This window comes from Chryseobacterium sp. CBo1 (assembly GCF_001693475.1).
GTDB lineage: Bacteria > Bacteroidota > Bacteroidia > Flavobacteriales > Weeksellaceae > Chryseobacterium > Chryseobacterium formosense.
Genome location: NZ_MAUH01000014.1, coordinates 74082 through 98008, shown reverse-complemented (window position 1 = coordinate 98008; position 23927 = coordinate 74082). Strand labels below are relative to the sequence as shown.

At 36.2% G+C, this 23927-nt stretch carries 22 protein-coding genes; 18 read left to right on the top strand and 4 right to left on the bottom strand.

The genetic code is table 11. The features are described from left to right. Nucleotides 1-158: 158 nt before the first annotated feature. Nucleotides 159-695 carry an SPOR domain-containing protein gene (locus BA768_RS10560; RefSeq protein WP_065720706.1) on the bottom strand — a complete coding sequence of 179 codons (537 nt, stop codon included), beginning with the start codon at nucleotides 693-695 and terminating at the stop codon, nucleotides 159-161. Nucleotides 696-879: 184 nt separating this feature from the next. Here BA768_RS10560 and BA768_RS10555 point away from each other — a divergent pair, with 184 nt between their 5' ends. The 12 genes from BA768_RS10555 (at nucleotide 880) to BA768_RS10500 (ending at nucleotide 14539) form a co-directional block, all read left to right on the top strand. Further along, a complete protein-coding gene (locus tag BA768_RS10555; protein WP_034677741.1) occupies nucleotides 880-2238 on the top strand; it encodes a c-type cytochrome in 1359 nt (452 codons plus the stop codon). 23 nt (nucleotides 2239-2261) lie between these two features. Beyond that, a complete protein-coding gene (locus BA768_RS10550) occupies nucleotides 2262-5321 on the top strand; it encodes a TAT-variant-translocated molybdopterin oxidoreductase (RefSeq protein WP_065720705.1) in 3060 nt (1019 codons plus the stop codon). Nucleotides 5322-5346: 25 nt separating this feature from the next. After that, entirely contained in the window at nucleotides 5347-6744 is a 1398-nt protein-coding gene (nrfD, locus tag BA768_RS10545) for an NrfD/PsrC family molybdoenzyme membrane anchor subunit (RefSeq protein WP_034677738.1), read from the top strand. Continuing rightward, entirely contained in the window at nucleotides 6731-7252 is a 522-nt protein-coding gene (locus tag BA768_RS10540; protein ID WP_034677736.1) for a DUF3341 domain-containing protein, read from the top strand. Before nrfD ends, BA768_RS10540 begins: the two co-directional genes overlap by 14 nt. Beyond that, nucleotides 7245-7931, top strand: a complete 687-nt coding sequence (locus BA768_RS10535; protein WP_047481970.1) for a c-type cytochrome — start codon at nucleotides 7245-7247, stop codon at nucleotides 7929-7931. Before BA768_RS10540 ends, BA768_RS10535 begins: the two co-directional genes overlap by 8 nt. Nucleotides 7932-7939: 8 nt before the next feature. Beyond that, nucleotides 7940-9271 (top strand): hypothetical protein, encoded by a 1332-nt coding sequence (locus BA768_RS10530; RefSeq protein WP_047481967.1) that lies wholly within the window; start codon nucleotides 7940-7942, stop codon nucleotides 9269-9271. Between the two features lie 163 nt (nucleotides 9272-9434). Continuing rightward, a complete protein-coding gene (locus tag BA768_RS10525) occupies nucleotides 9435-10454 on the top strand; it encodes a hypothetical protein (RefSeq protein ID WP_065720704.1) in 1020 nt (339 codons plus the stop codon). A gap of 52 nt (nucleotides 10455-10506) precedes the next feature. Further along, nucleotides 10507-11685: an NTF2-like N-terminal transpeptidase gene (locus BA768_RS10520; protein ID WP_065720703.1), complete on the top strand. Its 1179-nt coding sequence runs from the start codon at nucleotides 10507-10509 to the stop codon at nucleotides 11683-11685. A gap of 3 nt (nucleotides 11686-11688) precedes the next feature. Continuing rightward, the gene (locus tag BA768_RS10515) at nucleotides 11689-12225 is read left to right on the top strand and encodes an adenine phosphoribosyltransferase (protein ID WP_065720702.1); all 537 of its coding nucleotides are present in this window, start codon (nucleotides 11689-11691) and stop codon (nucleotides 12223-12225) included. A 173-nt stretch (nucleotides 12226-12398) separates the two neighbouring features. Then, on the top strand, nucleotides 12399-13109 hold the full coding sequence (locus BA768_RS10510) for a hypothetical protein (RefSeq protein ID WP_034677729.1): 711 nt from the start codon (nucleotides 12399-12401) through the stop codon (nucleotides 13107-13109). Nucleotides 13110-13112: 3 nt separating this feature from the next. Continuing rightward, nucleotides 13113-13640: a 6,7-dimethyl-8-ribityllumazine synthase gene (gene ribH, locus BA768_RS10505; protein WP_034677728.1), complete on the top strand. Its 528-nt coding sequence runs from the start codon at nucleotides 13113-13115 to the stop codon at nucleotides 13638-13640. 47 nt (nucleotides 13641-13687) lie between these two features. After that, complete coding sequence (locus BA768_RS10500) at nucleotides 13688-14539, top strand: neutral zinc metallopeptidase (protein WP_034677727.1); 852 nt, start codon at nucleotides 13688-13690, stop codon at nucleotides 14537-14539. A 37-nt stretch (nucleotides 14540-14576) separates the two neighbouring features. Here the strand turns inward: BA768_RS10500 and BA768_RS10495 are convergent, their stop codons facing one another. Beyond that, nucleotides 14577-15413 carry a GLPGLI family protein gene (locus BA768_RS10495; RefSeq protein WP_083206633.1) on the bottom strand — a complete coding sequence of 279 codons (837 nt, stop codon included), beginning with the start codon at nucleotides 15411-15413 and terminating at the stop codon, nucleotides 14577-14579. Between the two features lie 144 nt (nucleotides 15414-15557). Here BA768_RS10495 and BA768_RS10490 point away from each other — a divergent pair, with 144 nt between their 5' ends. The 4 genes from BA768_RS10490 to sufD all read left to right on the top strand — a co-directional run bounded on the left by BA768_RS10490 (nucleotide 15558) and on the right by sufD (nucleotide 19691). After that, entirely contained in the window at nucleotides 15558-15887 is a 330-nt protein-coding gene (locus BA768_RS10490; protein WP_034677726.1) for a HesB/IscA family protein, read from the top strand. Between the two features lie 61 nt (nucleotides 15888-15948). Further along, entirely contained in the window at nucleotides 15949-17397 is a 1449-nt protein-coding gene (sufB, locus tag BA768_RS10485) for a Fe-S cluster assembly protein SufB (protein WP_065720701.1), read from the top strand. Nucleotides 17398-17530: 133 nt separating this feature from the next. Next, nucleotides 17531-18274, top strand: coding sequence for a Fe-S cluster assembly ATPase SufC (gene sufC, locus BA768_RS10480; RefSeq protein ID WP_034677723.1), 744 nt, complete (start codon nucleotides 17531-17533; stop codon nucleotides 18272-18274). Nucleotides 18275-18383: 109 nt separating this feature from the next. Then, nucleotides 18384-19691 (top strand): Fe-S cluster assembly protein SufD, encoded by a 1308-nt coding sequence (sufD, locus tag BA768_RS10475; protein ID WP_065720700.1) that lies wholly within the window; start codon nucleotides 18384-18386, stop codon nucleotides 19689-19691. A gap of 59 nt (nucleotides 19692-19750) precedes the next feature. On the opposite strand, the gene BA768_RS10470 is transcribed toward sufD, so the two are convergent. Together BA768_RS10470 and BA768_RS10465 are read right to left on the bottom strand one after the other, a co-directional pair. Next, nucleotides 19751-20671 (bottom strand): DUF3078 domain-containing protein, encoded by a 921-nt coding sequence (locus tag BA768_RS10470; RefSeq protein ID WP_065720699.1) that lies wholly within the window; start codon nucleotides 20669-20671, stop codon nucleotides 19751-19753. A gap of 186 nt (nucleotides 20672-20857) precedes the next feature. Then, nucleotides 20858-21790: a DUF3078 domain-containing protein gene (locus tag BA768_RS10465; RefSeq protein ID WP_065720711.1), complete on the bottom strand. Its 933-nt coding sequence runs from the start codon at nucleotides 21788-21790 to the stop codon at nucleotides 20858-20860. 179 nt (nucleotides 21791-21969) lie between these two features. Here BA768_RS10465 and BA768_RS10460 point away from each other — a divergent pair, with 179 nt between their 5' ends. Then, nucleotides 21970-22737, top strand: coding sequence for a rhomboid family intramembrane serine protease (locus BA768_RS10460; RefSeq protein ID WP_065720698.1), 768 nt, complete (start codon nucleotides 21970-21972; stop codon nucleotides 22735-22737). Between the two features lie 39 nt (nucleotides 22738-22776). Continuing rightward, on the top strand, nucleotides 22777-23886 hold the full coding sequence (gene dprA / locus BA768_RS10455; RefSeq protein WP_065720697.1) for a DNA-processing protein DprA: 1110 nt from the start codon (nucleotides 22777-22779) through the stop codon (nucleotides 23884-23886). The last annotated feature ends 41 nt before the right edge of the window (nucleotides 23887-23927 follow it).

Genomic DNA, 23927 nt, shown 5'->3' with positions numbered 1-23927 from the left:
TCTTTGGGATTGTAATCTTTAAATACTACTTTTGAATTAGTTAACACAAAGCAAATTACAAAATTTGCAACTATTAGGAAAGCTCAGGCTTTCCTTTTTTGCATTAAAAAGGCTGTCTCTCTTTTGAAACAGCCTCTTAAATTTTTTATTTAAACTAACTATTTTGCCTCTGCGCAGAAAACTCTGTACTGGATTGGCAAAGCAGATTTGAAATATTCTTTCACACGCGCCAAATCACCTGCTGCACTTTGTTTCGAGAAATAACTACCTGCAAGAATTTTATAATTTGGTCTTAACGAAGCATCTACTTCAACCTTCAGATTTGGAAATCTTTTTCTGAAATAAGCTTTCACTTCATTTGCTTCATCATTACTTTTTACCGTGGTAATCTGAATTTTATATCCTAAAATTTTCGGATTTTTTCTACAGATTTCCGCATTGGTCAGTTCTCTGCTCGGAACATAGATTTTTGTCGGTTTAGCAGGTTCATCGTCATCATTTCCTGACGAGAATTTAGTTGATGCTGTCTTCGCACAACGATCTTCTATTGCTTCCAAAGCCTCATTTACACGAGAATCCATAGTAATCGTAAGTTCTGTACCCGAAAGTGTATCTTTTTTCACAACCTGCTGTGCTTCAATCGTATAAAAACCGAAAAAAGATAAAGCCGAAAATATTTTGATGAAATTTCTCATTTAAACTTGTTTCAGCAAATTTATAATAAATAAAAAAAACCAGCAAACGCAGTTATTTAGAATAGTTACAAATTAAACACATATGACATTTTACCTTTTGTTAAAGCCGTTAAATTCTTCTTAAAAATATTATTTTTGCGGAATTGATTACACATTCAATATTTACTAACATAAGATAATTTAAATGATTAGTTGGAGAAAGCATTATAAAAAAGGGCTGATTGCGATAGGTTTATTGCTATCAACAAGTGCTTCAATTTACGGGCAAGACGGCGATCCTAAAAATGGTGAGAAACTTTTTAAGGCAAACTGTACGGCATGTCACGCTTTAGACAAACAGGTAGTAGGACCGGCACTGAAAGGTGTGGTAGACAGACTGAAAACTGAGCAGGGACTTGACACAGACTGGCTTCACAAGTGGATTAAAGACAACAAAGCACTTAGAGCTTCGGGCGATAAGTATGCAAATGAAGTATTTGAAAAGTTTAATAAGACTGAAATGCAGGTCTTTCCTAATCTTGCAGATAAGGATATCGACGATATTTTAGCTTATACAACAAACCCTCCTGTTGAAGAGCCTAAAGCTGATGCTAAAGCAACTACAGAAAACACGGTTGCAGCACCGCAAAACAACAATACAACTTCTAGTATTGTAATCATTTCACTTATTGCTATTGCTGGTTTATTGGTTTGGATCTTAATCAAACTAAGACAATTGGTAAAATTGGGTCAGTCAGAAGATTTGGCAGGACTTAATGAAACAAGGGTTAAATCTTTCAGCGAAATCTATGCAAAATACCATTATATCGGAAAAGGATTGCTTGCAATTCTTGCTATTTTAGCAACTTACGGTATCTGGAACTGGATCATGTGGATCGGTGTTTATAAAGGTTATAAGCCGGAACAGCCTATCTACTTCTCTCACAAAATTCACGCTGGAGAACAGAAAATCGACTGTCAGCTTTGTCACTCAAGTGCTAAATACGGTAAAGTATCTGAAATTCCTTCGATGAACGTTTGTATGAACTGTCACAGAACAATTTCTGAATACAATGCAGATCACTACATGGAACCAGGAAAAGACAAAGCATTCTATGACGGAGAAATCCAGAAAATATATGCTGCTACAGGATGGGATCCTGCGAAACAACAATATACAGGTAAAACAACTCCTGTAGAATGGACAAGAATCCACAACATGCCTGACTTCGTTTACTTCAACCACTCTCAACACGTAGTTGCAGGTGAACAAGCAATTATCAACTCATTCAACAAGAAAAATCCTGACAATAAAATCGACGTAGTTTGTAAAGCTTGTCACGGAAAAATCGATACAATGAATGTTGTACAAATGGCAAACGACTTCACTATGGGATGGTGTATCGAATGTCACAGAACAACTGAAGTTGATATGAACAACGGTTATAATAAAGAATACTTCAAAAATCTACACGAAAAGCTTAAAAAGCAATACCCGAAAGATGGTGGTAAGATCACTGTAGATGCAATTGGAGGTCTTGAGTGTGGTAAATGTCATTATTAATAACTAAAAAATTAGAAGTATAAATGGCTTCAAACAAAATACAATTTAGAAGTATTCACGAACTTAAAGACCCTGCCTTAAACGGTAAGCTGGCTCTTAAAGAGTTTCAAGAAGAAATTCCGGTAGAAGATTTCCTAGAAGGTGCCGAAAAAACTGACGGTACATCCAGAAGAGATTTCCTAAAACTATTAGGTTTCTCTACAGCAGCAGTAACTTTGGCTGCGTGTGAAGCACCGGTAATCAAAACGATTCCTTATGTAGTAAAACCTCACGATATTATTCCTGGAGTTCCAAACTACTACGCTTCAACATATTTTGACGGTTTCGACTTTGCAAGTGTTTTAGTAAAAACAAGAGAAGGTAGACCCATCAAAATCGATCCGAACCCGGCAGCTGGAGATTTAGGTAAAACTAATGCAAGAGCTCAGGCGGCAGTACTTTCTCTTTACGATAACGATAAAGTAAAGCAGCCAAAACTTGACGGGAAAGACGAAACTTTCGATAAAGTAGATGATTTCGTTTTGAAAGGATTAAACGAAGCTCAGGCTTCAGGTAAAAAGATTGTTCTTTTATCTCAGTCTTTCGCTTCTCCTACATTCAAAAAACTTTTTGCTGAATTTAAAGCAAAATATCCTACCGCTGAATTGGTAACTTATGATGCTTTCCCTTATTCTGCAGCATTAGATGCAGCTCAGGAAGTATTCGGAACAAGAGCTTTACCTGTTTATGACCTTAAAGGTTCTGAATTGGTGGTAGCTTTCCACGCTGATTTCTTAGGAGATTACAATGCTGCAAGCTTAGAAACTTCTTATACAGCAGCAAGAGTTCCGGGAGCAACGATGTTGAGACACATTCAGGTTGAATCTAATATGTCTTTAACAGGTGCAAACGCTGACTCAAGAATCAGATTAAAGCCAAGTGCAGTAAACAAAACTTTGGTTGAAGTTTACAATGCAATCGTTGGAGGTGGTTCTTCAGATAAAATTGCTAACGAAATCGCTAAAGAATTACAGGCTAAAGGCAGCAAAGCTGTTGTTTTTGCTGATGGTTCTAAAGGAGCACAGGTTTTAGCACATTTAATTAACCAAAAATTAGGTTCAGTAGCTTTCACTGGTAAAGCAAACTTCCTTAAAGAATTTGATAAAGCAAGATTTCAGGAATTTTTAGGATGGGTAAATGGTGGACAAGTTGGAGTATTGATTACAAACAACGTAGACCCTATTTATTCTCACCACAAAGGTCAGGATTTCAAAAAAGCGATTGCTAAAGTTCCTTATGTAATTGCGGTTACAGATAAAAAGAACGAAATGTATAAAGCAGCGAAAGCTGTAATTCCTGTAGCAAACTGGCTAGAATCTTGGGGTGATATGGAACCTCAGACAGGTGTTTATACATTAATGCAGCCAACGATCCAGAAAATCTACAAATCAAGACAGATTGAAGAATCTCTATTGGTTTGGAAAAATGGAAAAAACAACGCTGCAAACAATTATTATGATTATTTAAAAGCTAATTCGGCTTCTGTTTTAGGTGGAACAACTTTCAACAAAGCTTTATATAATGGTGTGGTAGCTTCTACTAATGCAACAACATTATCTTATGCTGGCGGAAATGCTCAGCTGGCTATTGCAGAATTAGCAAACTTCAAAGCTTCAGATTTAGAATTAGTTCTTTATACTAAGACTTCAATCGGAGACGGAACTCAGGCAAACAACCCTTGGTTGCAGGAATTACCAGATCCTTTGACAAGAATGTCTTGGGACAATTACCTTACAATTTCTCCTAAAGATGCTGAAAGATTAGGAATAGAAAATGATCTTAACGCAAGAATGCAGTTGGATGGCTCTATTGTAAATCTTACCGTAAACGGAGTAAAAATAGAAAATGTACCTGTATTCATTCAGCCGGGACAAGCTGACGGATCTGTCGGTCTTGCTTTAGGATATGGTAAAAAAGATTCAGGAGCAACTGCAGATACTGGGGTAAATGCTTATCCTTTATTTGATGGTTCAAACTTAGTCGTTTCAAATGTTTCAATTGAAAAGACAGGGGAAGATCATGAGTTTGCAGGTATTCAGCTTCAGAATACATTAATGGGTCGTTATGATATTGCTAAAGAAGTTCCTTTGGCTGAATTTATCAACGTACCATTTGATGATGAGCACAAAGGTTGGAACAAACCATTGGAATATCACACAATTAGTGGTGCTCTTCCAGCTGGTAAAATTGACCTTTGGGATGCATTTGATGATACAGATGGACCTCACTTCAACTTATCTGTTGACTTGAACTCTTGTACTGGTTGTGGAGCATGTATCATTGCTTGTCAGGCAGAAAACAACGTTCCTGTTGTAGGTAAAGAAGAGATCAGAATGTCTAGAGATATGTATTGGTTGAGAATCGACCGCTACTATTCTTCTACTCAGAAAGTGACAACTTACGACGGATTAAAAGAAGGAATGGCAGTTCCTGAATTATACGGAAGTGGTGTTTTAGGGATCGAGGGAGCTTTAGAAAACCCTGCGGATAACCCGGATGTAATCTTCCAGCCGGTAATGTGTCAGCACTGTAACCATGCTCCATGTGAAACGGTTTGTCCGGTTGCGGCAACTTCACACGGTAAGCAAGGTCAAAACCACATGGCTTACAACAGATGTATCGGTACAAGATATTGTGCAAACAACTGTCCGTACAAAGTAAGACGTTTCAACTGGTTCACTTATAACTTGAACGATCGTTTCGATTTCAACATGAATAACGATCTTGGAAGAATGGTTCTTAACCCGGATGTTGTTGTAAGAACTAGAGGGGTTATGGAGAAATGTTCTATGTGTATCCAAATGACTCAGGCAACAATTCTTGAGGCTAAAAAGGAGAACAGAATAGTGAAGGACGGAGAGTTCCAAGTAGCATGTGCGAAAGCTTGTTCTACAGGTTCGCTTCAGTTCGGAGACATGAATGACAAAGAATCTACCGTTAGAAAATTGTATTCTAACAATAGAAGATATCATTTACTTGAAGAGATCGGAACAAAACCAAATGTGTTCTATCACACTAAAGTAAGAAACAGAGTAGAAAAATAAAGTTTAAATAATAAATAGGTAAAAAATGTCAGGACATTACGAAGCTCCGATAAGGGAACCTCTAATTATTGGTCACAAAACTTATCACGATATCACAGAAGATATTGCACGACCTATCGAAGAAAGAGCAGGTAAATTATGGTGGATTTCACTATACGCAGCCTTAGTTCTATTCATCTATGGATTCGGATGTATCGCTTATACGATCGGGACAGGTATTGGAGCATGGGGGCTTAACAGAACTATTAACTGGGGTTGGGATATTACCAACTTCGTATGGTGGGTTGGTATCGGTCACGCCGGAACACTAATCTCAGCAGTATTATTATTATTTAGACAGAGATGGAGAATGTCTGTAAACAGATCTGCAGAGGCGATGACGATCTTTGCGGTTGTACAGGCTGCAATCTTCCCGGTAATTCACATGGGTAGAGTTTGGGTAGGATATTGGGTATTCCCATTACCAAACCAGTTTGGTTCTCTTTGGGGGAACTTCAACTCTCCTCTACTTTGGGACGTATTTGCGATCTCTACGTATTTCTCGGTATCAACTGTATTCTGGTTTATGGGTCTTATCCCTGACTTTGCAATGATCAGAGATAGAGCAAAAACTCCTTGGACCAAGAAAATTTATACATTCCTTGCATTCGGTTGGGGTGGTAAAGCAAAACACTGGCAAAGATTCGAAGAACTTTCTTTGGTTCTTGCAGGTTTGGCAACTCCACTTGTATTCTCAGTACACACTACCGTATCTTTTGACTTCGCAACTTCGGTTATTAAAGGATGGCACTCTACAATCTACCCTCCTTACTTCGTTGCCGGTGCGATCTTCTCAGGATTTGCAATGGTACAGACGTTATTGTTAGTTGCAAGAAAAGTTTGTCACCTTGAAGATTACATCACCATGTATCATATCGAAATTATGAACATCGTAATCATTCTAACTGGTGGTATGGTAACTGTGGCATATGCAACTGAATATTTCATCGGATGGTACTCTGGTTCAAGATACGAAGACTTTACTTATCTTTCTCCGGGTGCTGCTGTTGGACCTTACTGGTGGGCATTCTGGTCATTGATTATCTGTAACCTTGTGGTTCCTGCTTCTTTCTGGTTCAAGAGACTTAGAACGAATATTATCTGGACGTTCATCGTTGCATTAATCATCAACATTGGTATGTGGTTTGAACGTTTCGATATCATCGTAATCAACCTTTCAAGAGATTACTTACCAGGATCTTGGACAATGTTTAAACCAACCATTATCGACGTAGGTGTATATTTAGGAACAATCGGATTCTTCTCTGTATTATTCTTATTGTACGCAAGAACATTCCCTGTAATTGCACAGGCCGAATTAAAATCGATTTTGAAAATCTCAGGTGAAACTTATAAAGCAAAAGAAGGAGATGAGCACCACTAAAATTGTATACGGACTTTATGCTGACGACGACGATTTAATGAACGGCGTTAAAGCATTCAACGATAAAGGAATCGCTATTAACGAAGTTTATACTCCGTTTCCGGTTCACGGACTTGACAAAGCTTTAGGTTTAAAGAAAACAAGAATTTCTGACGCTGCTTTTATTTATGCTTTATATGGTGTGAGTATCGGTGCTACAGTTACCTGGTACGTAATGAACCACGACTGGCCTCAGAATATCGGTGGTAAACCGGCTTTTGACTGGGCACACAATATGCCTGCATTCGTAGTTCCAATGTTTGAATTAATGGTATTCTGTGCAGCACACATGATGTCTTTAACTTTCTTGGTTAGAAACAAAATGTATCCAGGTGCACCGGCTCAGAATCCGGATCCGAGAACTACTGATGATAAATTCCTTATGGAATTCGTAACTGAAGATGTAGAATCTGTAAAACAGTTACTAATAGAAACAGGAGTAGAAGAAATAACCGTTAAAGATGCTTAAAATGAAGAAAAATATTTTAAAAATTACAGCGGTTTTAGGTTTAACTACAGTTTTACTTAATTCTTGCGGACCGAATGAAAATGCACCTTTAGTTTACTTTCCGGATATGTATTTCCCAGTGGCATACGATCCTTTGATGAAAGCTCAGGATGCCTATTCAGATCATGAAAATGAAATTCCTGCATTCGTAAAAAATAACGGTGCAACTGGTCTTTCTCCTGTAGAAGGTTCAGTAGCTCAAAATAAAGATGGTGTATTTGAGGAAAGCAAACTTCCAAAAACACCTGACGAGTACAACGCTGGTTATGATGCTTCAAAAGCAATCACGGCATCTCCGTTGAATCCTGCAAATGCTGCAAAAGATATCGAGAGAGGTAAAATGCTTTTTGATCGTACTTGTTCAGCTTGCCACGGAACTGGCGGTGACGGTCAAGGACCAATTGTACAGAGCGGAGCTTATTCTGGTGTACCAAATTATGCAGACAGAGAAATCACTGTAGGATCTGTACATTATGTATTAACAAACGGTAGAAACGCAATGGGATCATACGCTGGTCAACTAAACGCTGGAGACAGATGGAGAGTTGCCATGTATGTAATCAATACGTTTAAGAAAAGTGCAGCTCCGGCTCCTGCAGCTGCTGCAGCAACAACAGAGACTACCGAAACTAAAAAATAAGAAAAGAAATGTATAGTTTTTCACCAAAATTAAAATCAACTTCTATAATCCTTCTTGTTGTAGGTTTAGTTCTGTTTGCTGTCGGATTCTTTATGAATAAAGGAATTTCTACAGAAAAAATCGAACATATGATGGAAGCTTTACATGCTTCTGGTCATAATGCTCCTACTCACTCAAGCGAAATGATAGGTCCACAAGATCATCAGGCGCATTTGGAACATGCTACTTTGCAGGTTCACAATCAGCCATTAGCATCAATTCACTTTGTAGCAGTATTCTTCTTCGGAGTTAGCTGTTGTGTATTGTTCTTCTACTGTATTCAGCACGCAGCTCATGCAGGATGGCCAATTATTATTACAAGAGTAATGGAAGCTATTGCTTCATATATTCCTTGGGGTGGTGCTATTTTGATCATCATTATGATTCTTAATATCACGCACAATGGTCACCTTTTCCACTGGATGGATCCTGAGTTGACAGACCCTGAATCTGGTCACTTCGATGTAATCTTATTCGAAAAGAAAAGATTCTTAAACATTCCTTTCTATGCAATCAGAACAATTATCTACGTTGTAGGTGCTTCGTTCTTCGCTTGGAAACTTAAGGCAATGTCTAAAAAAGTTGACGAAACAAAATCAAGAGTAGATTATCAGTTCCTTTACAGATGGGCGGTAGGATATATTGCATTCTTCGGATTTGCATCTGCAGCTTGGGCTTGGGATTGGTTGATGTCTATTGACCCACACTGGTATTCTACCATGTATATCTGGTATTCAATGGTTAGCTGCCTTTCAAGTGGTATTGCAGTTATCATTTTATTAAGTGTTTTCCTTAAGAAAAATGGTTTCTTGCCACAGTTCAATGACAACCACTTACACGATTTAGGAGTTTTCCTTTTCGCTACAAGTATGCTTTGGACGTACACATGGTTTGCTCAGTTTATGCTTTACTGGTATGCAAACGTTCCGGAAGAGGTAAACTACTTCTTCGGAAGATTCGAGCACTACTCTTCCACTTTCTTACCAATGCTTATTGTAAACTTCTTATTACCATTATTGGTTTTAGTGAGCAGCAGCATCAAGAGAAACTACAAAGTAGTAACGGTGATGGCAATTGTTGTAATTTTAGGACACATCTTAGATTACTTCAATATGGTAATGCCGGGAACAGTAGGACCTTACTGGAATACTCCTGAAGTATTATTATTAGTTCTAGGTTCTATCTTATTTGTGGCTGGATTATTTATGTTTACGGTGCTTTCAGCATTAACTAAACTAAAACTAATTCCTACAGGGAACCCTTACCTACACGAATCTGAAATTTATGAGTATCCTTTCTAAGGACTTGTAACAAAATAATCTTAAAAGAGACTGATTTTTATATTCAGTCTCTTTTTTTTTGCATTAATCTCAATTTAAAAAATAAAACAGGCAACCTTTTCGAAATTTTGTTGTCTTAATAATAGATATAAAACAACTAACTTTTCAAACTAATTTAAAAACCATGAAAAAAACGTATCTGTTAAGCTTCCTATTTATCATTCTATTCGGCTTGTTCAATGCACAGACCATTAGTTTTGTTTCTGAAAAAACCGGACAGCCACTACCAAAAGTTGTGGTCTTCGGAAAAGATGGAAATATTCTGGCGACTTCCGATATCGACGGAAAAATTGAAAAGTCATCTCTAACTGCTGATCAGGAAAAATTTCAGCTGGTTTATGATAATATTGTTATTGCAAAACTTTCATTTGATGAAATTAGTAAAGATGTTGTAGAGCTGAATGATCGTGTAAAAGACATTGAAGCGGTAGTCATTAAAAACAGTAAACCTGCAAAATATGTTTTTGTAAAAGGAAATTTTAATGCTTATGTAACCGTAAATGGTAAACTGAATTGCTATGTAGACGGAATTGCAACTTATATTTTTGATAATAAAACTAAGAAACTGAAAAGCAAAAATATAGAACAATACAGAGTATTCAGATTAGAAAATCCATCAACTGACAGAAAGCAAACAAGTCTTTTGGATTACAACGCATTTTTAGATCTTCCACAACTTCCGAATGTCGGAAATATTGATGAATACAAAAACAGAAAAGCAACCATCAAAGAACTTAAAGGAAATACAAAAGATGAAATAGAGATCAGCGGTTCAGCATTACAGGAAAAAGAAATGGCTCTTTTCGGCTACAGACTTTATGATATTAAGGCTTTGATTAATCATTCTTACGAAAAAGGCTCTAAAAAAGATTTGAGAGATTTCCTAGAATCCAACGAGATTGGTTACATTAAATTCAAACATAAAAGCGAACCAGATTATAATCAGCTTATTTCTTACAAAAACTTTTATCCTACCGAATTAGATTTCCATGATGATAATGATGTTGAAGCAAAAGTTAAACTCAATAAAAATAACAGTAATTATTCTTCAAATTATTGGCAGGATTCTTCTTTCCCGAATATGCAGGCCATTTTTGCTTCATTTTTTAAAGAAGATTTAAAAGAAAAGGAAAACAAAAAATAAAAAATCTGTATTAATAAAGGTTTTACTAAATTTGCCATAAACCATTATTAAAATGAAAAAGTTTTCTTTGCTACTCATGTTCAGCCTGTTACTTTTTACGTCATGTAAAAAAGACAGCGTAGATGCAACTACAACCCAGACTTTACAGTCGAGTATCAACGATATGGCATCTAGTCTTACCACCATTAAGCAGATCAAATTCAACGAAGCGCTGTATATTCTGAAGACTTTCGGAGTAGAAGCAGAAGGTGATGTAAACGAATTGAAGGCTCTCGGCCAATTGATCAACGGTAAAAAAGTTCCCGAAATTTTGTCTCTGGCAGATCAGGTAGCACAGCAAAACGGCATCGAATGGGCAAGTACAGCACCGCCTTCATTAGGTGAAATGAATATTTTCGGTGACGAAAAAGCTAAAGAAAGCGATCCGAACGATGTAAGAGCAAGCTCACTGAGCATCCTTACAAGACTTGGCGGTGATACCGGAAACGGGCCGACTTCCATTCAGATTGTACCAAGATTGGTTGACAATGCAGGAAATCCTATCGCTTTTACAGGTGCAGCTTTAGAAACCACTTTAGAAGTTTTCAGTAACGGAGTGAAACTCTCTACAGCAAAAAACCTGATGCAGGATAACAATTTCAAAGGTTTCAGTCTTAAATTCTCATCTTTATTAGCCTCAAAAATATTTGACAATAAAATAGATGTTACTGTTTCTGTAAAAACTACATCCAAAACTTTTAAAATGTCTAAAATCGGTCTGGATGTAAATCCTTCAGCATTGAAAGTTCCTGAAGCACCAAAAACAGATTCTACAATGGTTACTCAGGATCCTGCGGTAATCGATCCGAATAATCCTGTTCCTCCGACTACAGATCCTAATACAACAACTCCGGCTCAGCCGAAGCAGCCGACAGCAGACCCCAAAGCTACTGTAAACAAGTTTTTAAATAATGTAAGTTCTCAGAATTTAAAAGCAGCATTCGATGCATCAAGCAACCCAAGTTGGGGAAGCTATGAGTCGTTTTCAAATCCTACTTCAGGTTTTGGAGCGATTAAAAACGTTAGCGTAAAAAATGTATCGACAAATGCTTCAACAGCAAATTCATCCATCGTAAATGCAACATATGATGTAACGGATAAAAACGGGAGAACAACTTCTTTGAAAGCAACATTTGGACTTAAAAATGTAAACGGAGAGTGGAAAATCTCAAGCTACAAGATCAATCCTTAAAATATGGCATCGCAGGAACTCGTCTCAAAACTTGAAGCAACCATAGAAAATATCCCTGACTTTCCGATTCCGGGAATTCAGTTTAAAGATATTTCACCGATTTTTCTTGATCCTAAATTGTACGAAGAAGTCATTGAAGATCTGGTGAAATTCAGCAAAGGAAAAGTAGATGCAGTCTGCGGAATCGAAAGCCGTGGTTATCTCTTTGGGATTGCAATTGCTGTCGCTTTAGAAGTTCCGTTTATTTTAATCCGAAAAAAAGGAAAACTTCCGCCACCCATCATTTCAGAAAAATATGATTTGGAATACGGCAGCGCCGAAATAGAAACCCGGGAAGGTCACATCAAAAAAGGACAGCGAATTTTAATTCATGATGATCTTCTGGCAACCGGCGGAACAACAGAAGCTGCTGCAAAATTAGTTGAGAAGCAAGGAGCAAAAGTCGTTCAGTTCAGCTTTTTAATTGGTTTAAAAGATCTGAAAGGTGACGAAAAACTGAAAAAATTCAATGCAGAAATTTATCACACTTTAGAATATTAAATAAAAAGATATTCAACTTAAGAAAGAGACGGAATAAAATTTAAATCAACAAATTAATATTGATAATAAAGAAGATTTTTAAATCTTTCATGAGCATTTATCAATAATCCTGCAAAGTATTTTGTAAATCACTCAGAAACAATTAAATTTGCAGTTCAATTTTTTAAAAATTTATGGCAAAATTGGGAAAGAATGCTCAAAATGAGCAAGAAGGCAAAGAAACAGTGGAATTCTTTAAAGACCTTGACAGAGAGGCTTTAAACACAGAAAGATTCCTTGAAAAATATCAAAAACCATTAAGTATCACTTTTGGAGTTTTGGTTTTGGGAGTTTTAGGATTTTTCGGATACCAACAGTTTGTGGTTGCTCCAAAAAATGCTGAAGCCGTAAAAACATATCTTGCTGCACAAAAAAACCTTACTGAAGGTAAAGATAAAGAAGCTTTAGGCGGAAAATCTGCTGCAAACCCAGGATTCTTGGGAACGTATAACGAATACTCTTCAACAAAAGTGGGCAAACTTTCTGCTTATAATGCAGGTTTGCTTAAATTTAAAGAAGGAAAATTCCAGGAAGCTTATGATCTTTTAGATAAATTTTCTTCAGACAACAAAACTTTAATGGCAATGAAGTTCGGAGTAATGGCAGATGCAAAATCTGGTCTTAATAAGAATGATGAGGCTTTAGCATTATTAGACAAAGCTGCTTCAGCATCTGAAGATCCTTACACAACTTACTACTTTACAAGAAAAGCAGGTATTGTAGCATTAGGAATGAAGAAAAATGCAGAAGCTAAAAAATACTTTACAACCATCGACGAAAAATATCAGGATTACGACAACGGAATGTCTGATTCTTATATCGAAATGTCTAAATATTTAAATTAAAACATGGCAACAGTTAATCTTTCAGATTACAAGCCACTTAATATTACCAATGCCGAAGATTTTTCTATCGGCATTGTTTTTTCTGAGTGGAATGATTTTGTAACCTACAATCTGCGTGACGCAGCTTTGGAAATTCTTGAAAAAGAAGGTGTAAAAGCTGAAAACATAAAACAATTTTCCGTTCCCGGAGCATTTGAACTCAACTATGCGAGTATGCAGCTTTGTAAGGAGCGAAAATACGATGCTGTAATTGCAATCGGATGCGTTATCAGAGGAGAAACTCCACATTTTGATTTCGTTTGCGATGCCGTTGCACAGGGAATTAAAGACTGCAATATTTTAACAGATACTCCGACTATTTTCTGCGTTCTAACAGATGATACCAAAGAACAGTCTATCGCAAGAAGCGGCGGTAACTTGGGCAATAAAGGTGTTGAAGCAGCAGTAACTGCTTTAAGCATGATTAATTTCAAAAGAAATCTTTCCGATAAAAAAGGAAATATCGGCTTTGGAAATTCTCAAAACAAATAATTTCTGATTCAATAAAATTTTTAACTTTACTTTAAAAATTACAAATTATGAAATGGACTGACGACAGAAGCGGTAACGTAGACGACAGACGTGGTTCCGGAAGTGGCGGCGCAATTGTAGGCGGCGGATTGGGAACAATTATTATCGCAGCAATTGTATTTTTCCTTGGTGGTGATCCATCAGCGATTCTTTCTTCGGGTGGCGGAAGCACACAACAGACTGAACAAAGAGAGCTCACTCAAGGTGAATTGCAGGTAGGTGAATTTATCAAAATGATTACTGCCGAAAACGAAGAAACCTGGGCTAAAATTTTCAAAGACAACGGAATGCAGTACAGACCTGCAAAAGTTGTTCTGTTTAAAACCGCTACACAATCAGGATGCGGTACAGCTCAGTCTGCAATGGGACCGTTTTATTGTCCTGCAGATCAGTCAGTTTATATGGATATGAGCTTTTTCGAAGAACTTCAAAATAGATTTGGTGCCAAAGTGACAGAATTTACAGTTGCCTATGTAATGGCTCATGAAATGGGGCATCACGTGCAAAATCTTTTGGGAACTTTAGATAAAACAGACCAACTGAGAAGAAGCGGAAAATACTCGGAAGCTCAATTGAATCAGGTTTCTGTAGCTACAGAACTTCAAGCAGATTTTTATGCCGGACTTTGGGCTAGATATTCCAATGAAAGAGAGCATTTTCTTGAGCCCGGAGATTTGGAATCTGCCGTAAATGCAGCTGAAGCTGTAGGTGATGACAATATTCAGGAAAGATCACAAGGATATGTAAATCAGGAAAGCTTTACACACGGTTCATCCGCACAGCGTAAAGAATGGTTCATGAAAGGATATAATTCCGGAGACATTAAGCAGGGCGATACTTTCAGCCAGCTTTTAAGATAAAACAAAAAACCTGAAGAAAATCTTCAGGTTTTTTTGTTTATTTCAGTTCAATAGGATTGCTGTTATTCTTAGCTTCCTCTTTTACTCTTTCTTCCATTCTTTTTCTCATGTCGGCCGGATTCTGATTTCCGCCTCCATTACGATTTCTCGGTGGATTGATTCCGCCGCTTCCACGCTGGCTGTTTATAAAAGCCGTTGGATCAGATTTATATTTTTCCTGCTGTTTAACGTAGTCTGTACGTTTTACTTTCATCGCATTTCCAAAAGAATTCATTTCAGGAAAATCAGCGATTTTATAATTTTTCATTAAATCAAAAGAATAATCTCCGCTGGAGTCTTCTGCTTTCACAACTAAACCGGGAAGTCCGCTGAATTTATATGGTCCATCCTGATAAGGAAGATCTGTTGTAAACCAAGCCGTCCATTTTCTTCCGCCAAAATCAGTTTCCGCTTTCTGTACTTTGTAATCTCCGATTTTTGTTGTTTCAGATAAAATTTTCCAATTTAAAGGGCGATCTTCTTCGTAAGTATAAATATCTCTTCCGATTCTGTCTTTATAAATTGTTTTCTGATCTTTTTTGTTCTTTTCGATGGAATAATTGATTACAGATCGTAAACTTTCCATCTGATCTCTATTAAATCCTCTTGCTCCGCCACTCTGGAAGTTAGCACGCATCACAGAATCCCTTTTGATCCTGTTTTCAGAATAAAACATCGATTTGTCTGCCGAAATGTCTAAATAGGCATTCTCAGTCTTAATATCATTTTTATCTTCTGCATTTGGCTTCATAGTGACCTGATATACAAATCTGTTGGTCTGCGCAAAAGTAATCTGCGCTAATAGTACCATAGCAAAAACGCCAATTTTTTTCATTATTTCTCTGATTTATAGTTTTGATTTTAAATTATAATCAAAGTTAAACCATCGATGATAAAAATTGATAAAATAAAAACACCGATTTTTATATACTGATTATTGTTCGTATTTTTGCATGATAAATCATTCTAAATAAATACAATGATAAAGGTTTCAGATCAGGCAAAGGTAAAAGCGATTCAACTGATGACAGAAGATGGCTTCAACCCTGCTGAAGATTATATAAGAGTTGGGGTAAAAAGCGGTGGTTGTTCAGGATTAGAGTATATGTTGGGCTTCGATAATAAGCAAAACGAAACAGACCAGATTTTTGAAGATAACGGTATTAAAATCGTTGTCGAAAAAAAATCTATACTTTACTTGGCGGGTACTACTTTAGAATATTCCGGAGGTTTGAATGGAAAAGGATTTGTTTTTAACAATCCGAATGCTGCCAGAACATGTGGTTGTGGCGAAAGTTTTAGCTTATAATTAGACGTTAGAAATTAGATTGAACTTAATATCTAATTTCTGACCTCTAAAATCTATTAAAATGAGTAAATATACTGAAGACGATTTACGCGTCGATTTAGAAAATAAAAAATATGAATTTGGTTGGGAAACCAAGATCGATTACGAAGATTTCCCAACTGGTTTAAATGAAGATATCGTCCGTGCTATTTCTGCAAAAAAAGAAGAGCCGGAATGGATGACAGAATGGCGTCTTGAATCTTACAGAATCTGGTTGAAAATGGTTGAGCCAACTTGGGCGAATATCAAATATGAAAAACCAGATTTTCAAGCGATCAAATATTATGCTGCGCCGAAAGCAAAGCCGGAATTAGAAAGTCTGGACGAAGTTGATCCTGAATTATTGGCTACTTTTGCAAAACTAGGAATCAACATCGAAGAACAGAAAAGACTTTCAGGTGTTGCTGTTGATATTGTAATAGATTCAGTTTCTGTAAAAACAACATTTCAAGATACATTGGCAGAAAAAGGAATTATTTTCTGTTCGATTTCTGAAGCCATTAAAAATCACCCTGATTTAGTAAGAAAATATCTTGGTAAAGTAGTTCCGAGAGGAGATAACTTTTATGCAGCATTGAATTCCGCAGTATTTTCTGACGGAAGTTTCTGCTATATTCCTAAAGGAGTAAGATGTCCGATGGAATTATCAACTTATTTCCGTATTAATCAGGCAGGAACGGGTCAGTTTGAAAGAACACTTGTTATTGCAGATGAAGGAAGTTATGTATCTTACCTTGAGGGCTGTACAGCTCCGTCAAGAGATGAAAATCAGCTTCACGCTGCTGTTGTAGAATTAATTGCAATGGACAATGCTGAAATTAAATATTCTACCGTTCAGAACTGGTATCCAGGAAATGAAGAAGGAAAAGGTGGAGTTTTCAATTTCGTAACCAAAAGAGGACTTTGTGAGTATAAAGCAAAAATCTCATGGACTCAGGTTGAAACCGGTTCTGCTGTAACTTGGAAATACCCTTCTTGTATCTTAAAAGGTGATGGTTCAATCGGTGAGTTCTACTCTATCGCTGTAACCAATAATCATCAGTATGCCGATACCGGAACAAAAATGATTCACATCGGAAAGAATACAAAATCAACGATTATTTCTAAAGGAATTTCTGCAGGAAAATCTCAAAACTCATACAGAGGACAAGTAAAAGTAATGCCTTCTGCAAAAGGAGCGAGAAACTTCTCACAATGTGACTCATTATTGATGGGTAACGAATGTGGAGCACATACTTTCCCTTATATCGAGATTAAAGATCCAACTGCACAGTTAGAACATGAAGCTACAACTTCAAAAATTGGTGAAGACCAGATTTTCTACTGTAACCAAAGAGGTATCGATACGGAAAGAGCAATCGCTTTAATTGTAAATGGATTCAGTAAAGAAGTTTTAAATAAACTTCCAATGGAATTTGCCATTGAAGCTCAGAAATTATTGGAGATTTCTTTGGAAGGAAGTGTAGGATAAGACTTCGACTCCGCTCAGTCTGACACGTTTTTGTCATTCTGAACGAAATAAAATGGAGTGAAGAATCTTCTATAAAAAAAATTCTTATTCGTCGAAAAGGCAACATAAATTAAAAAAGTTTTAAACATATATAATGCTTAATATTAAAAACTTACACGCCAGAATTGAAGATGGCGCTCAAATTTTAAAAGGTATCAATCTTGAAATAAAGCCGGGTGAAGTTCACGCAATCATGGGACCAAACGGAGCCGGAAAATCTACTCTTTCATCTGTAATTGCAGGAAAAGAAGATTACGAAGTTACTGAAGGTGAAATCCTTTTTCAAGGTGAAAACATCATCGAAGATGCTCCTGAAGAAAGAGCTCACAAAGGTATCTTCCTTTCTTTTCAATATCCGGTAGAAATTCCGGGAGTTTCTGTGACAAATTTCATTAAAGCTGCTTTAAACGAAAACAGAAAAGCAAATGGTTTGGAAGATATGCCTGCAAAAGAAATGTTGGCAATGATTCGTGAGAAGTCTGAGCAATTAGGAATAAAAAAAGATTTCCTTTCAAGATCATTAAACGAAGGTTTCTCGGGTGGTGAGAAAAAAAGAAATGAGATTTTTCAGATGATGATGCTGAATCCTAAATTAGCTATTTTGGATGAAACCGATTCAGGATTAGATATCGACGCATTGAGAATCGTTGCAGATGGTGTAAATACTTTTAAAAATGAAGGAAATGCCGTTCTGTTGATTACGCACTACCAAAGATTATTGAATTACATTCAACCAGATTTTGTACACGTTTTAGCGAACGGAAAAATCATTAAAACAGGCGACAAATCTTTAGCATTGGAATTAGAAGCAAAAGGTTACGACTGGTTGCTTAATTAATTTAAAGATTCAAAGCATTTAAAAATTTAAAAATTTAAAAATTAAACGCAATATTTGTCATTCTGTAGGAATCTAAACTTTTTACGACGGCAAAATAAACGTTCAAATAATGAGTTTAAACGAACAAATTTTAAATAATCACAGCGAATTTCTTAGTACCCTTCGTCACCGTTTTTTAGATGAAACGAGAGTTGAAGCATTAGGGAAATTTGTTAAACTTGGTTTTCCTACAAAGAAAGACGAAGAATATAAATATACCAACATTAAGGAAATCATCGAGAAAGATTATAATTTTTTCCCGAAAGAAAGCCATAATATCACCAAAGAACAGCTTGATGAGTTGCATTTGGGAGAAGAGAATTTTGACTGGATTGTTTTTGTAAACGGTCAGCTTCACAAAGAGCTTTCTAAAATTTCTATTGAAAATGCAGAGTTTTTATCGTTCAATTATGCTTTGAATGATGAGAATCATAAAGATGTTTTCGACAAATATTTTAATACGATTGCTGCAAAAGATTTAGCTTTTACAAATTTAAATCAAGCGTATTGCAAATACGGATTTTTCCTGAAGGTGCCTAAAAATGTTGTGATTGAAAAGCCAATCCACATTTTTTATCTATCTCAAAATCAGGAAGAAAATACGTTCTACAATACAAGGAATTTATTGATCGTAGAAGACGGCGCAAAAGTAGAAGTAATTGAAAGTCACCACAATTTTGACGAGACGTATGTTTTCACGAATTCTGTGACGGAGATTTTTACGTATCCGAATGCAAAAGCAGATTGGCATAAACTTCAGAACGACAATGATACTTCGTATTTGGTAGATCATACTTTTGCAAAACAGGAAAGAGATAGTTTAACGACGGTAAACACCTTCTCTTTTGGTGGAAAAATTGTGAGAAATAATTTAGATTTCATTCAGAATGGGTCGAATATCAATTCTTTCATGAACGGAATCACCATTATCGGAAAAGATCAGTTGGTAGATCATCATACAGCAGTTCATCACAATCAGCCAAACTGCGAAAGTTACCAAAATTATAAAGGTATTTTTAAAGATAAATCTCACGGAGTTTTCAACGGAAAAGTATTCGTAGATAAGATTGCTCAGAAAACTAACGCCTATCAGCAAAACAACAACGTTCTTTTGAGCGAAGGTGCTACTATTGATACAAAGCCTCAGTTAGAGATTTTCGCAGACGATGTGAAGTGTTCTCATGGTTGTACTGTTGGTCAGCTTAACGAAGACGCTTTATTCTATCTGAGAGCAAGAGGAATTTCTAAAAAAGAAGCTCAGGCTTTATTGTTATTTGCCTTTGCAAACGACGCAATGCAGAATATCGACATTGAGCCATTGAAAGAAAAAATTTCAAAGCTTCTGACAGAAAAACTGGAAGTAAATATTGAATTTTAAGAATAGGTATATATAAAATGATAGGGCGGTCACAAAAGTGATTGCCCTATTGTTTTTAATTATTTCAACCAGGATTGGTTCTCTTTTTTCTCAGATCGTTTCACTCCGTTATCAATATTATAAGCAAAACCCACCCCTAGAGTTTGCTTCAGCTGTGTTTTTTGGATCTGGTTATGATCGTACAATACATCAACCGTTATATTAGAAGAAATAAACCTGTTGATTTTCATATTTAAAACAGCTCCGTAAGAAAGCACAAGTCTTTCAGGATGATCCAAATAATTTGAGAAAACAGACGCCGTGTTGGTCAGGTTAATATTCTCCATGATTTTCAGTTTGTAAACAGCTGTTCCCAAAAAACCAAATTGAAACAGCATAGAATCTCCGTCGGTCTTTAAACCATAAGTTCCCGCTTTTTGCAATTCTTTATCCAAAACAAAAGTCATTCTTGCATTGGCAGGCCTTAAAGTCATTGTAAAATTATCATTTGGGCGATAAGTCACCCCGAGACCGACATTTACATAACCTGGTGCCATAAAATTCGAAATTTTTGCTGCTTCAGGATTATTTCCGTCTTCATAACCGGCTGCAAACTGTGACTGTAAATTGGCTCCTGCAGATAAATACCAGTTTTTTACAAATTCTTTTCCAAAGTTGGTCGAAAGATTAATAACATCCTGAGTTTTTCGGGTACCTACTCCTTGTGTATTGTTTTGTCCGTATCCGAGAACGATAATATTTTCCCAAAGATATTTTCCTTTTTCGTAAGTAATATTGTAATTTACTCCGGCAAGCCACCCAACATTATTGGCTCCCCCGCCGACCCAGTTTGAAAAGGAAGCTTGGTTGAGCATTAAAGTATTCTGAGCCTGAATAGACCATGTTTTTGTAGTATCTGCAACGGCAGTTTCTTTATTTGCTTCTTGGGAAAAAGCAAAAACTCCCCAAAAGAAAGAAATGGGTAATAAAATTTTTTTCATAACTAATATATTTAATATGTCTGTCTTAAAATCAAACACAGTTAATACAAATAAATAACATTTATGCTTATCTAAAGGTATCAAAGATATAATTAATCACAAATTAAAACCAGTTTCATTAAAAAAAATATAATTTTAAGCATAAAAAAAGTAATTCAGATCTGAATTACTTTCGATATTATTTTTTTATTTCTTTAACCAGAATTGATTATCTTTTCTATCCGATCTTTTCACTCCGTTATCAATATTGTATGCAAAACCAATCCCTAAAGTCTGCTTAAGCTGCGTTTTTTGAATCTGATTATGATCATACATCAGATCCAGGGTTACTATTGATGAAACAAACCTGTTGATTTTCATATTCAGGAGCATATTGTAAGACAAAACCATATGATCAGGTTTATCAAGATAATTTGAGAATATTGATCCCGTATTTGTCATTTCAATATTTTCCATCAGCTTAACTTTATAAATTGCAGAACCCAAAAAACCAAGCTGCATCAGGAAAAAATCTCCATCTGCTTTTAATCCGTAACTACCCGCAAACTGTAGTTCTTTATCGAGAACAAATGTAAATCTTCCGTTGGCCGGTCGTAGAGTAACAGTAAGATTTTCATTTGGTCTGTAAGTAATACCCAAACCGGCATTCACATAACCCGGCGCCATGAAATTTGATATTTTCTTTGCTTCCGGATTATTTCCGTCTTCAAAACCACCTGAAAACTGAGAGAGCAAACTGGCTCCCGCAGAAACATACCAACTTTTTGAAAACTGTCTCCCATAGTTTGTAGAAACATTAATTACATCCTGTGTTTTTCTTGTTCCGACACCCTTTGTGGTATTTTGACCGTAATTTAAAATAACAATGTTTTCCCAGAGGTTGCGTTCTTTCTCATACGTAAGATTATAATTAGCACTGGCCAGCCAACCGACATTATTGGCGCCACCACCTACCCAGTTTGAGAAGGCCGCCTGATTAAACATAACGCTGTTTTTGGCAATTATAGACCAGTGTCTTGGTTTTTTAATGGTATCAACTGCAGCAGAATCGCTGATAATGACCTGAGAAAATGCACTGAAACTTAAGTACATGAAAAACAATACAAAAACCTTTTTCATTAAACCGTTTTTTTCCATACAACAAATAATATATACTATTGAATTCTATTTCTGAAGGATATTTACATTCAATTAAACCCAAATTTATTACTTTTTGTCGCAAAAGGCAACCGCAAAGTAAAATCATCGCCAAAATTTCCGAAATTTATACTTGGCTTTTGATTTGACAGCTTATCTCTATGATTAAAAACATAATTCATAAAAAAGCAGTTTTTGCACCACTTATCATGCTGGCTGCGATGTGGTTTGGATATCTTCTTCAAACGCAGGGGTTTTTCTCTAGTTGCTTTGGTGCGATCATTCCGCTTTTACCGGAAGGCTTGCTCGGAATTATAACTTCTCCTCTTTTACACGGAAGTATTGATCATATCGTGGGAAATTCAATCCCGATTGCAGTTTTGATGTTCTTACTGTACCAATTTTACAATGAAGTGGCTACAAAAGTATTTATTATGGGTTGGCTAAGTACAGGACTTTTGCTTTGGCTACTTCCTCCGATTGATATGATGACCGGAGAATATCTTTATACCTGTACCATTGGAGCAAGCGGTGTTGTTTATGTTCTGGCTTTTTTCCTTTTTTTCAGCGGTGTCTTTAGATGGAATATGAAGCTTCTTACCATCTCGCTTTTGGTTGTACTCTATTATGGAAGTTTAATTTGGGGAATGTTTCCTGAAGAATTTTTTTACAATCTTGAAGAACCGAGCAAAATCTCATGGCAGGCGCATTTATCAGGAGCCTTAATGGGAAGTGCAATGGCTTATATTTTTAAAAGTTCAGGCGAGAAAAAGAAAAAATTTATCTGGGAATTTCCTAATTATTACAGTGAAAAAGATGATAAGCTTTGGCAGGAATATAAAGAAAACCATCCCGATGATTTCTTAGAACTTCCTCATAAAAAAAGAGACGACATTTGGGATCATCTTGAAGAATTACGAAGAAAATAAAACTTAAATTCTGTACATTTGAGTAAAATAAAAACGCAAATGTACACCGAAGAGCAACTCTATTCTATCGCCTTACGTAAGTGCAGCCTGATCGGCGATGTTACATTCAATAAATTAGTAAGAACTTTTGGCAGTGCTAAAACAGTTTGGGAAACCCCTAAGAAAGAATTAAACAAAACCGACGGGATCGGCAAAAAGATCGTTGTAGACATCGGAAATCCTGAACATCTGAAGTTTGCCGAAAAAGAAATTCTCTTTTGTGAAAAAAATTCTGTTCAGATCAAGCTCCGTCATCAGAATGAGCTTCCGGATTTATTAAATGAATGTGATGATGCTCCTGCAATTCTTTACCAAAAGGGAAATTTTAATTCAGATTTAAAAGCGGTAAGTATTGTCGGAACACGAAATATTACTTCTTACGGCAAAAAATTTATCGAAGACTTTTTTACAGAAACCAAAGATTACAGATTTCAATCTGTAAGCGGACTGGCTTTAGGCGTAGATAAGGAAGCTCACGACTTTTCTATTCAGAACAAAATCCCTACGGTTGGTGTTTTAGCTCATGGGTTTCACACATTTTACCCGTCAAAAAATAAAAAACTTTCAGAAAAAATACTCGAAGAAAACGGAGTTTTACTCACTGAGTTTAATTCTTCACAAAAACCCGACCGCGAAAACTTTATCCAGAGAAACAGAATCGTTGCCGGACTTTCGCCTTCGACAATCGTTGTAGAAACTGCTTTTGGTGGTGGCTCAATTTCTACAGCAACCTTTGCCAACGGTTATAATCGGGAAGTTTATGCGCTTCCAGGAAAAATCACTGATAAATATAGCCAGGGCTGTAATCATTTAATTTTGCAAAATAAAGCGACTGCCATTTCGACCATAAAAGATTTAATAGATTTATTAGGTTTTAATCAATCTTCACACAAAATTGAAGAGCTATTTCCTTCAAGCGAAATAAACATTCAATTGACTGAAAATCAATCACTAGTCTATGAAATAATTATGAAGAATCCGAACATCAATTTAGATGAATTAATCCAGAAAATGGATCTCTCATCACACAAAATATTGCCGATAATTCTTGAACTCGAGCTTTTAGGGAGAGTAAAATCACTTTCCGGGAGACAATTTGTTGCGATTTAAGAATTAACGATTTCTTAATATTTCATTATTTCACATATAAC

Bases quoted from the DNA above. Each gene is read 5' to 3' on its own strand.
- sufD (WP_065720700.1), top strand. From the start codon at position 18,384: ATGAGTTTAAACGAACAAATTTTAAATAATCACAGCGAATTTCTTAGT.
- BA768_RS10500 (WP_034677727.1), top strand. From the start codon at position 13,688: ATGAAATGGACTGACGACAGAAGCGGTAACGTAGACGACAGACGTGGT.
- BA768_RS10560 (WP_065720706.1), bottom strand. From the start codon at position 695: ATGAGAAATTTCATCAAAATATTTTCGGCTTTATCTTTTTTCGGTTTT.
- sufB (WP_065720701.1), top strand. From the start codon at position 15,949: ATGAGTAAATATACTGAAGACGATTTACGCGTCGATTTAGAAAATAAA.
- nrfD (WP_034677738.1), top strand. From the start codon at position 5,347: ATGTCAGGACATTACGAAGCTCCGATAAGGGAACCTCTAATTATTGGT.
- BA768_RS10535 (WP_047481970.1), top strand. From the start codon at position 7,245: ATGCTTAAAATGAAGAAAAATATTTTAAAAATTACAGCGGTTTTAGGT.
- BA768_RS10520 (WP_065720703.1), top strand. From the start codon at position 10,507: ATGAAAAAGTTTTCTTTGCTACTCATGTTCAGCCTGTTACTTTTTACG.
- BA768_RS10525 (WP_065720704.1), top strand. From the start codon at position 9,435: ATGAAAAAAACGTATCTGTTAAGCTTCCTATTTATCATTCTATTCGGC.
- BA768_RS10550 (WP_065720705.1), top strand. From the start codon at position 2,262: ATGGCTTCAAACAAAATACAATTTAGAAGTATTCACGAACTTAAAGAC.
- BA768_RS10515 (WP_065720702.1), top strand. From the start codon at position 11,689: ATGGCATCGCAGGAACTCGTCTCAAAACTTGAAGCAACCATAGAAAAT.
- BA768_RS10510 (WP_034677729.1), top strand. From the start codon at position 12,399: ATGGCAAAATTGGGAAAGAATGCTCAAAATGAGCAAGAAGGCAAAGAA.
- BA768_RS10555 (WP_034677741.1), top strand. From the start codon at position 880: ATGATTAGTTGGAGAAAGCATTATAAAAAAGGGCTGATTGCGATAGGT.
- BA768_RS10495 (WP_083206633.1), bottom strand. From the start codon at position 15,413: ATGAAAAAAATTGGCGTTTTTGCTATGGTACTATTAGCGCAGATTACT.
- sufC (WP_034677723.1), top strand. From the start codon at position 17,531: ATGCTTAATATTAAAAACTTACACGCCAGAATTGAAGATGGCGCTCAA.
- BA768_RS10540 (WP_034677736.1), top strand. From the start codon at position 6,731: ATGAGCACCACTAAAATTGTATACGGACTTTATGCTGACGACGACGAT.
- BA768_RS10490 (WP_034677726.1), top strand. From the start codon at position 15,558: ATGATAAAGGTTTCAGATCAGGCAAAGGTAAAAGCGATTCAACTGATG.
- BA768_RS10465 (WP_065720711.1), bottom strand. From the start codon at position 21,790: ATGAAAAAGGTTTTTGTATTGTTTTTCATGTACTTAAGTTTCAGTGCA.
- BA768_RS10470 (WP_065720699.1), bottom strand. From the start codon at position 20,671: ATGAAAAAAATTTTATTACCCATTTCTTTCTTTTGGGGAGTTTTTGCT.
- BA768_RS10460 (WP_065720698.1), top strand. From the start codon at position 21,970: ATGATTAAAAACATAATTCATAAAAAAGCAGTTTTTGCACCACTTATC.
- BA768_RS10530 (WP_047481967.1), top strand. From the start codon at position 7,940: ATGTATAGTTTTTCACCAAAATTAAAATCAACTTCTATAATCCTTCTT.
- ribH (WP_034677728.1), top strand. From the start codon at position 13,113: ATGGCAACAGTTAATCTTTCAGATTACAAGCCACTTAATATTACCAAT.
- dprA (WP_065720697.1), top strand. From the start codon at position 22,777: ATGTACACCGAAGAGCAACTCTATTCTATCGCCTTACGTAAGTGCAGC.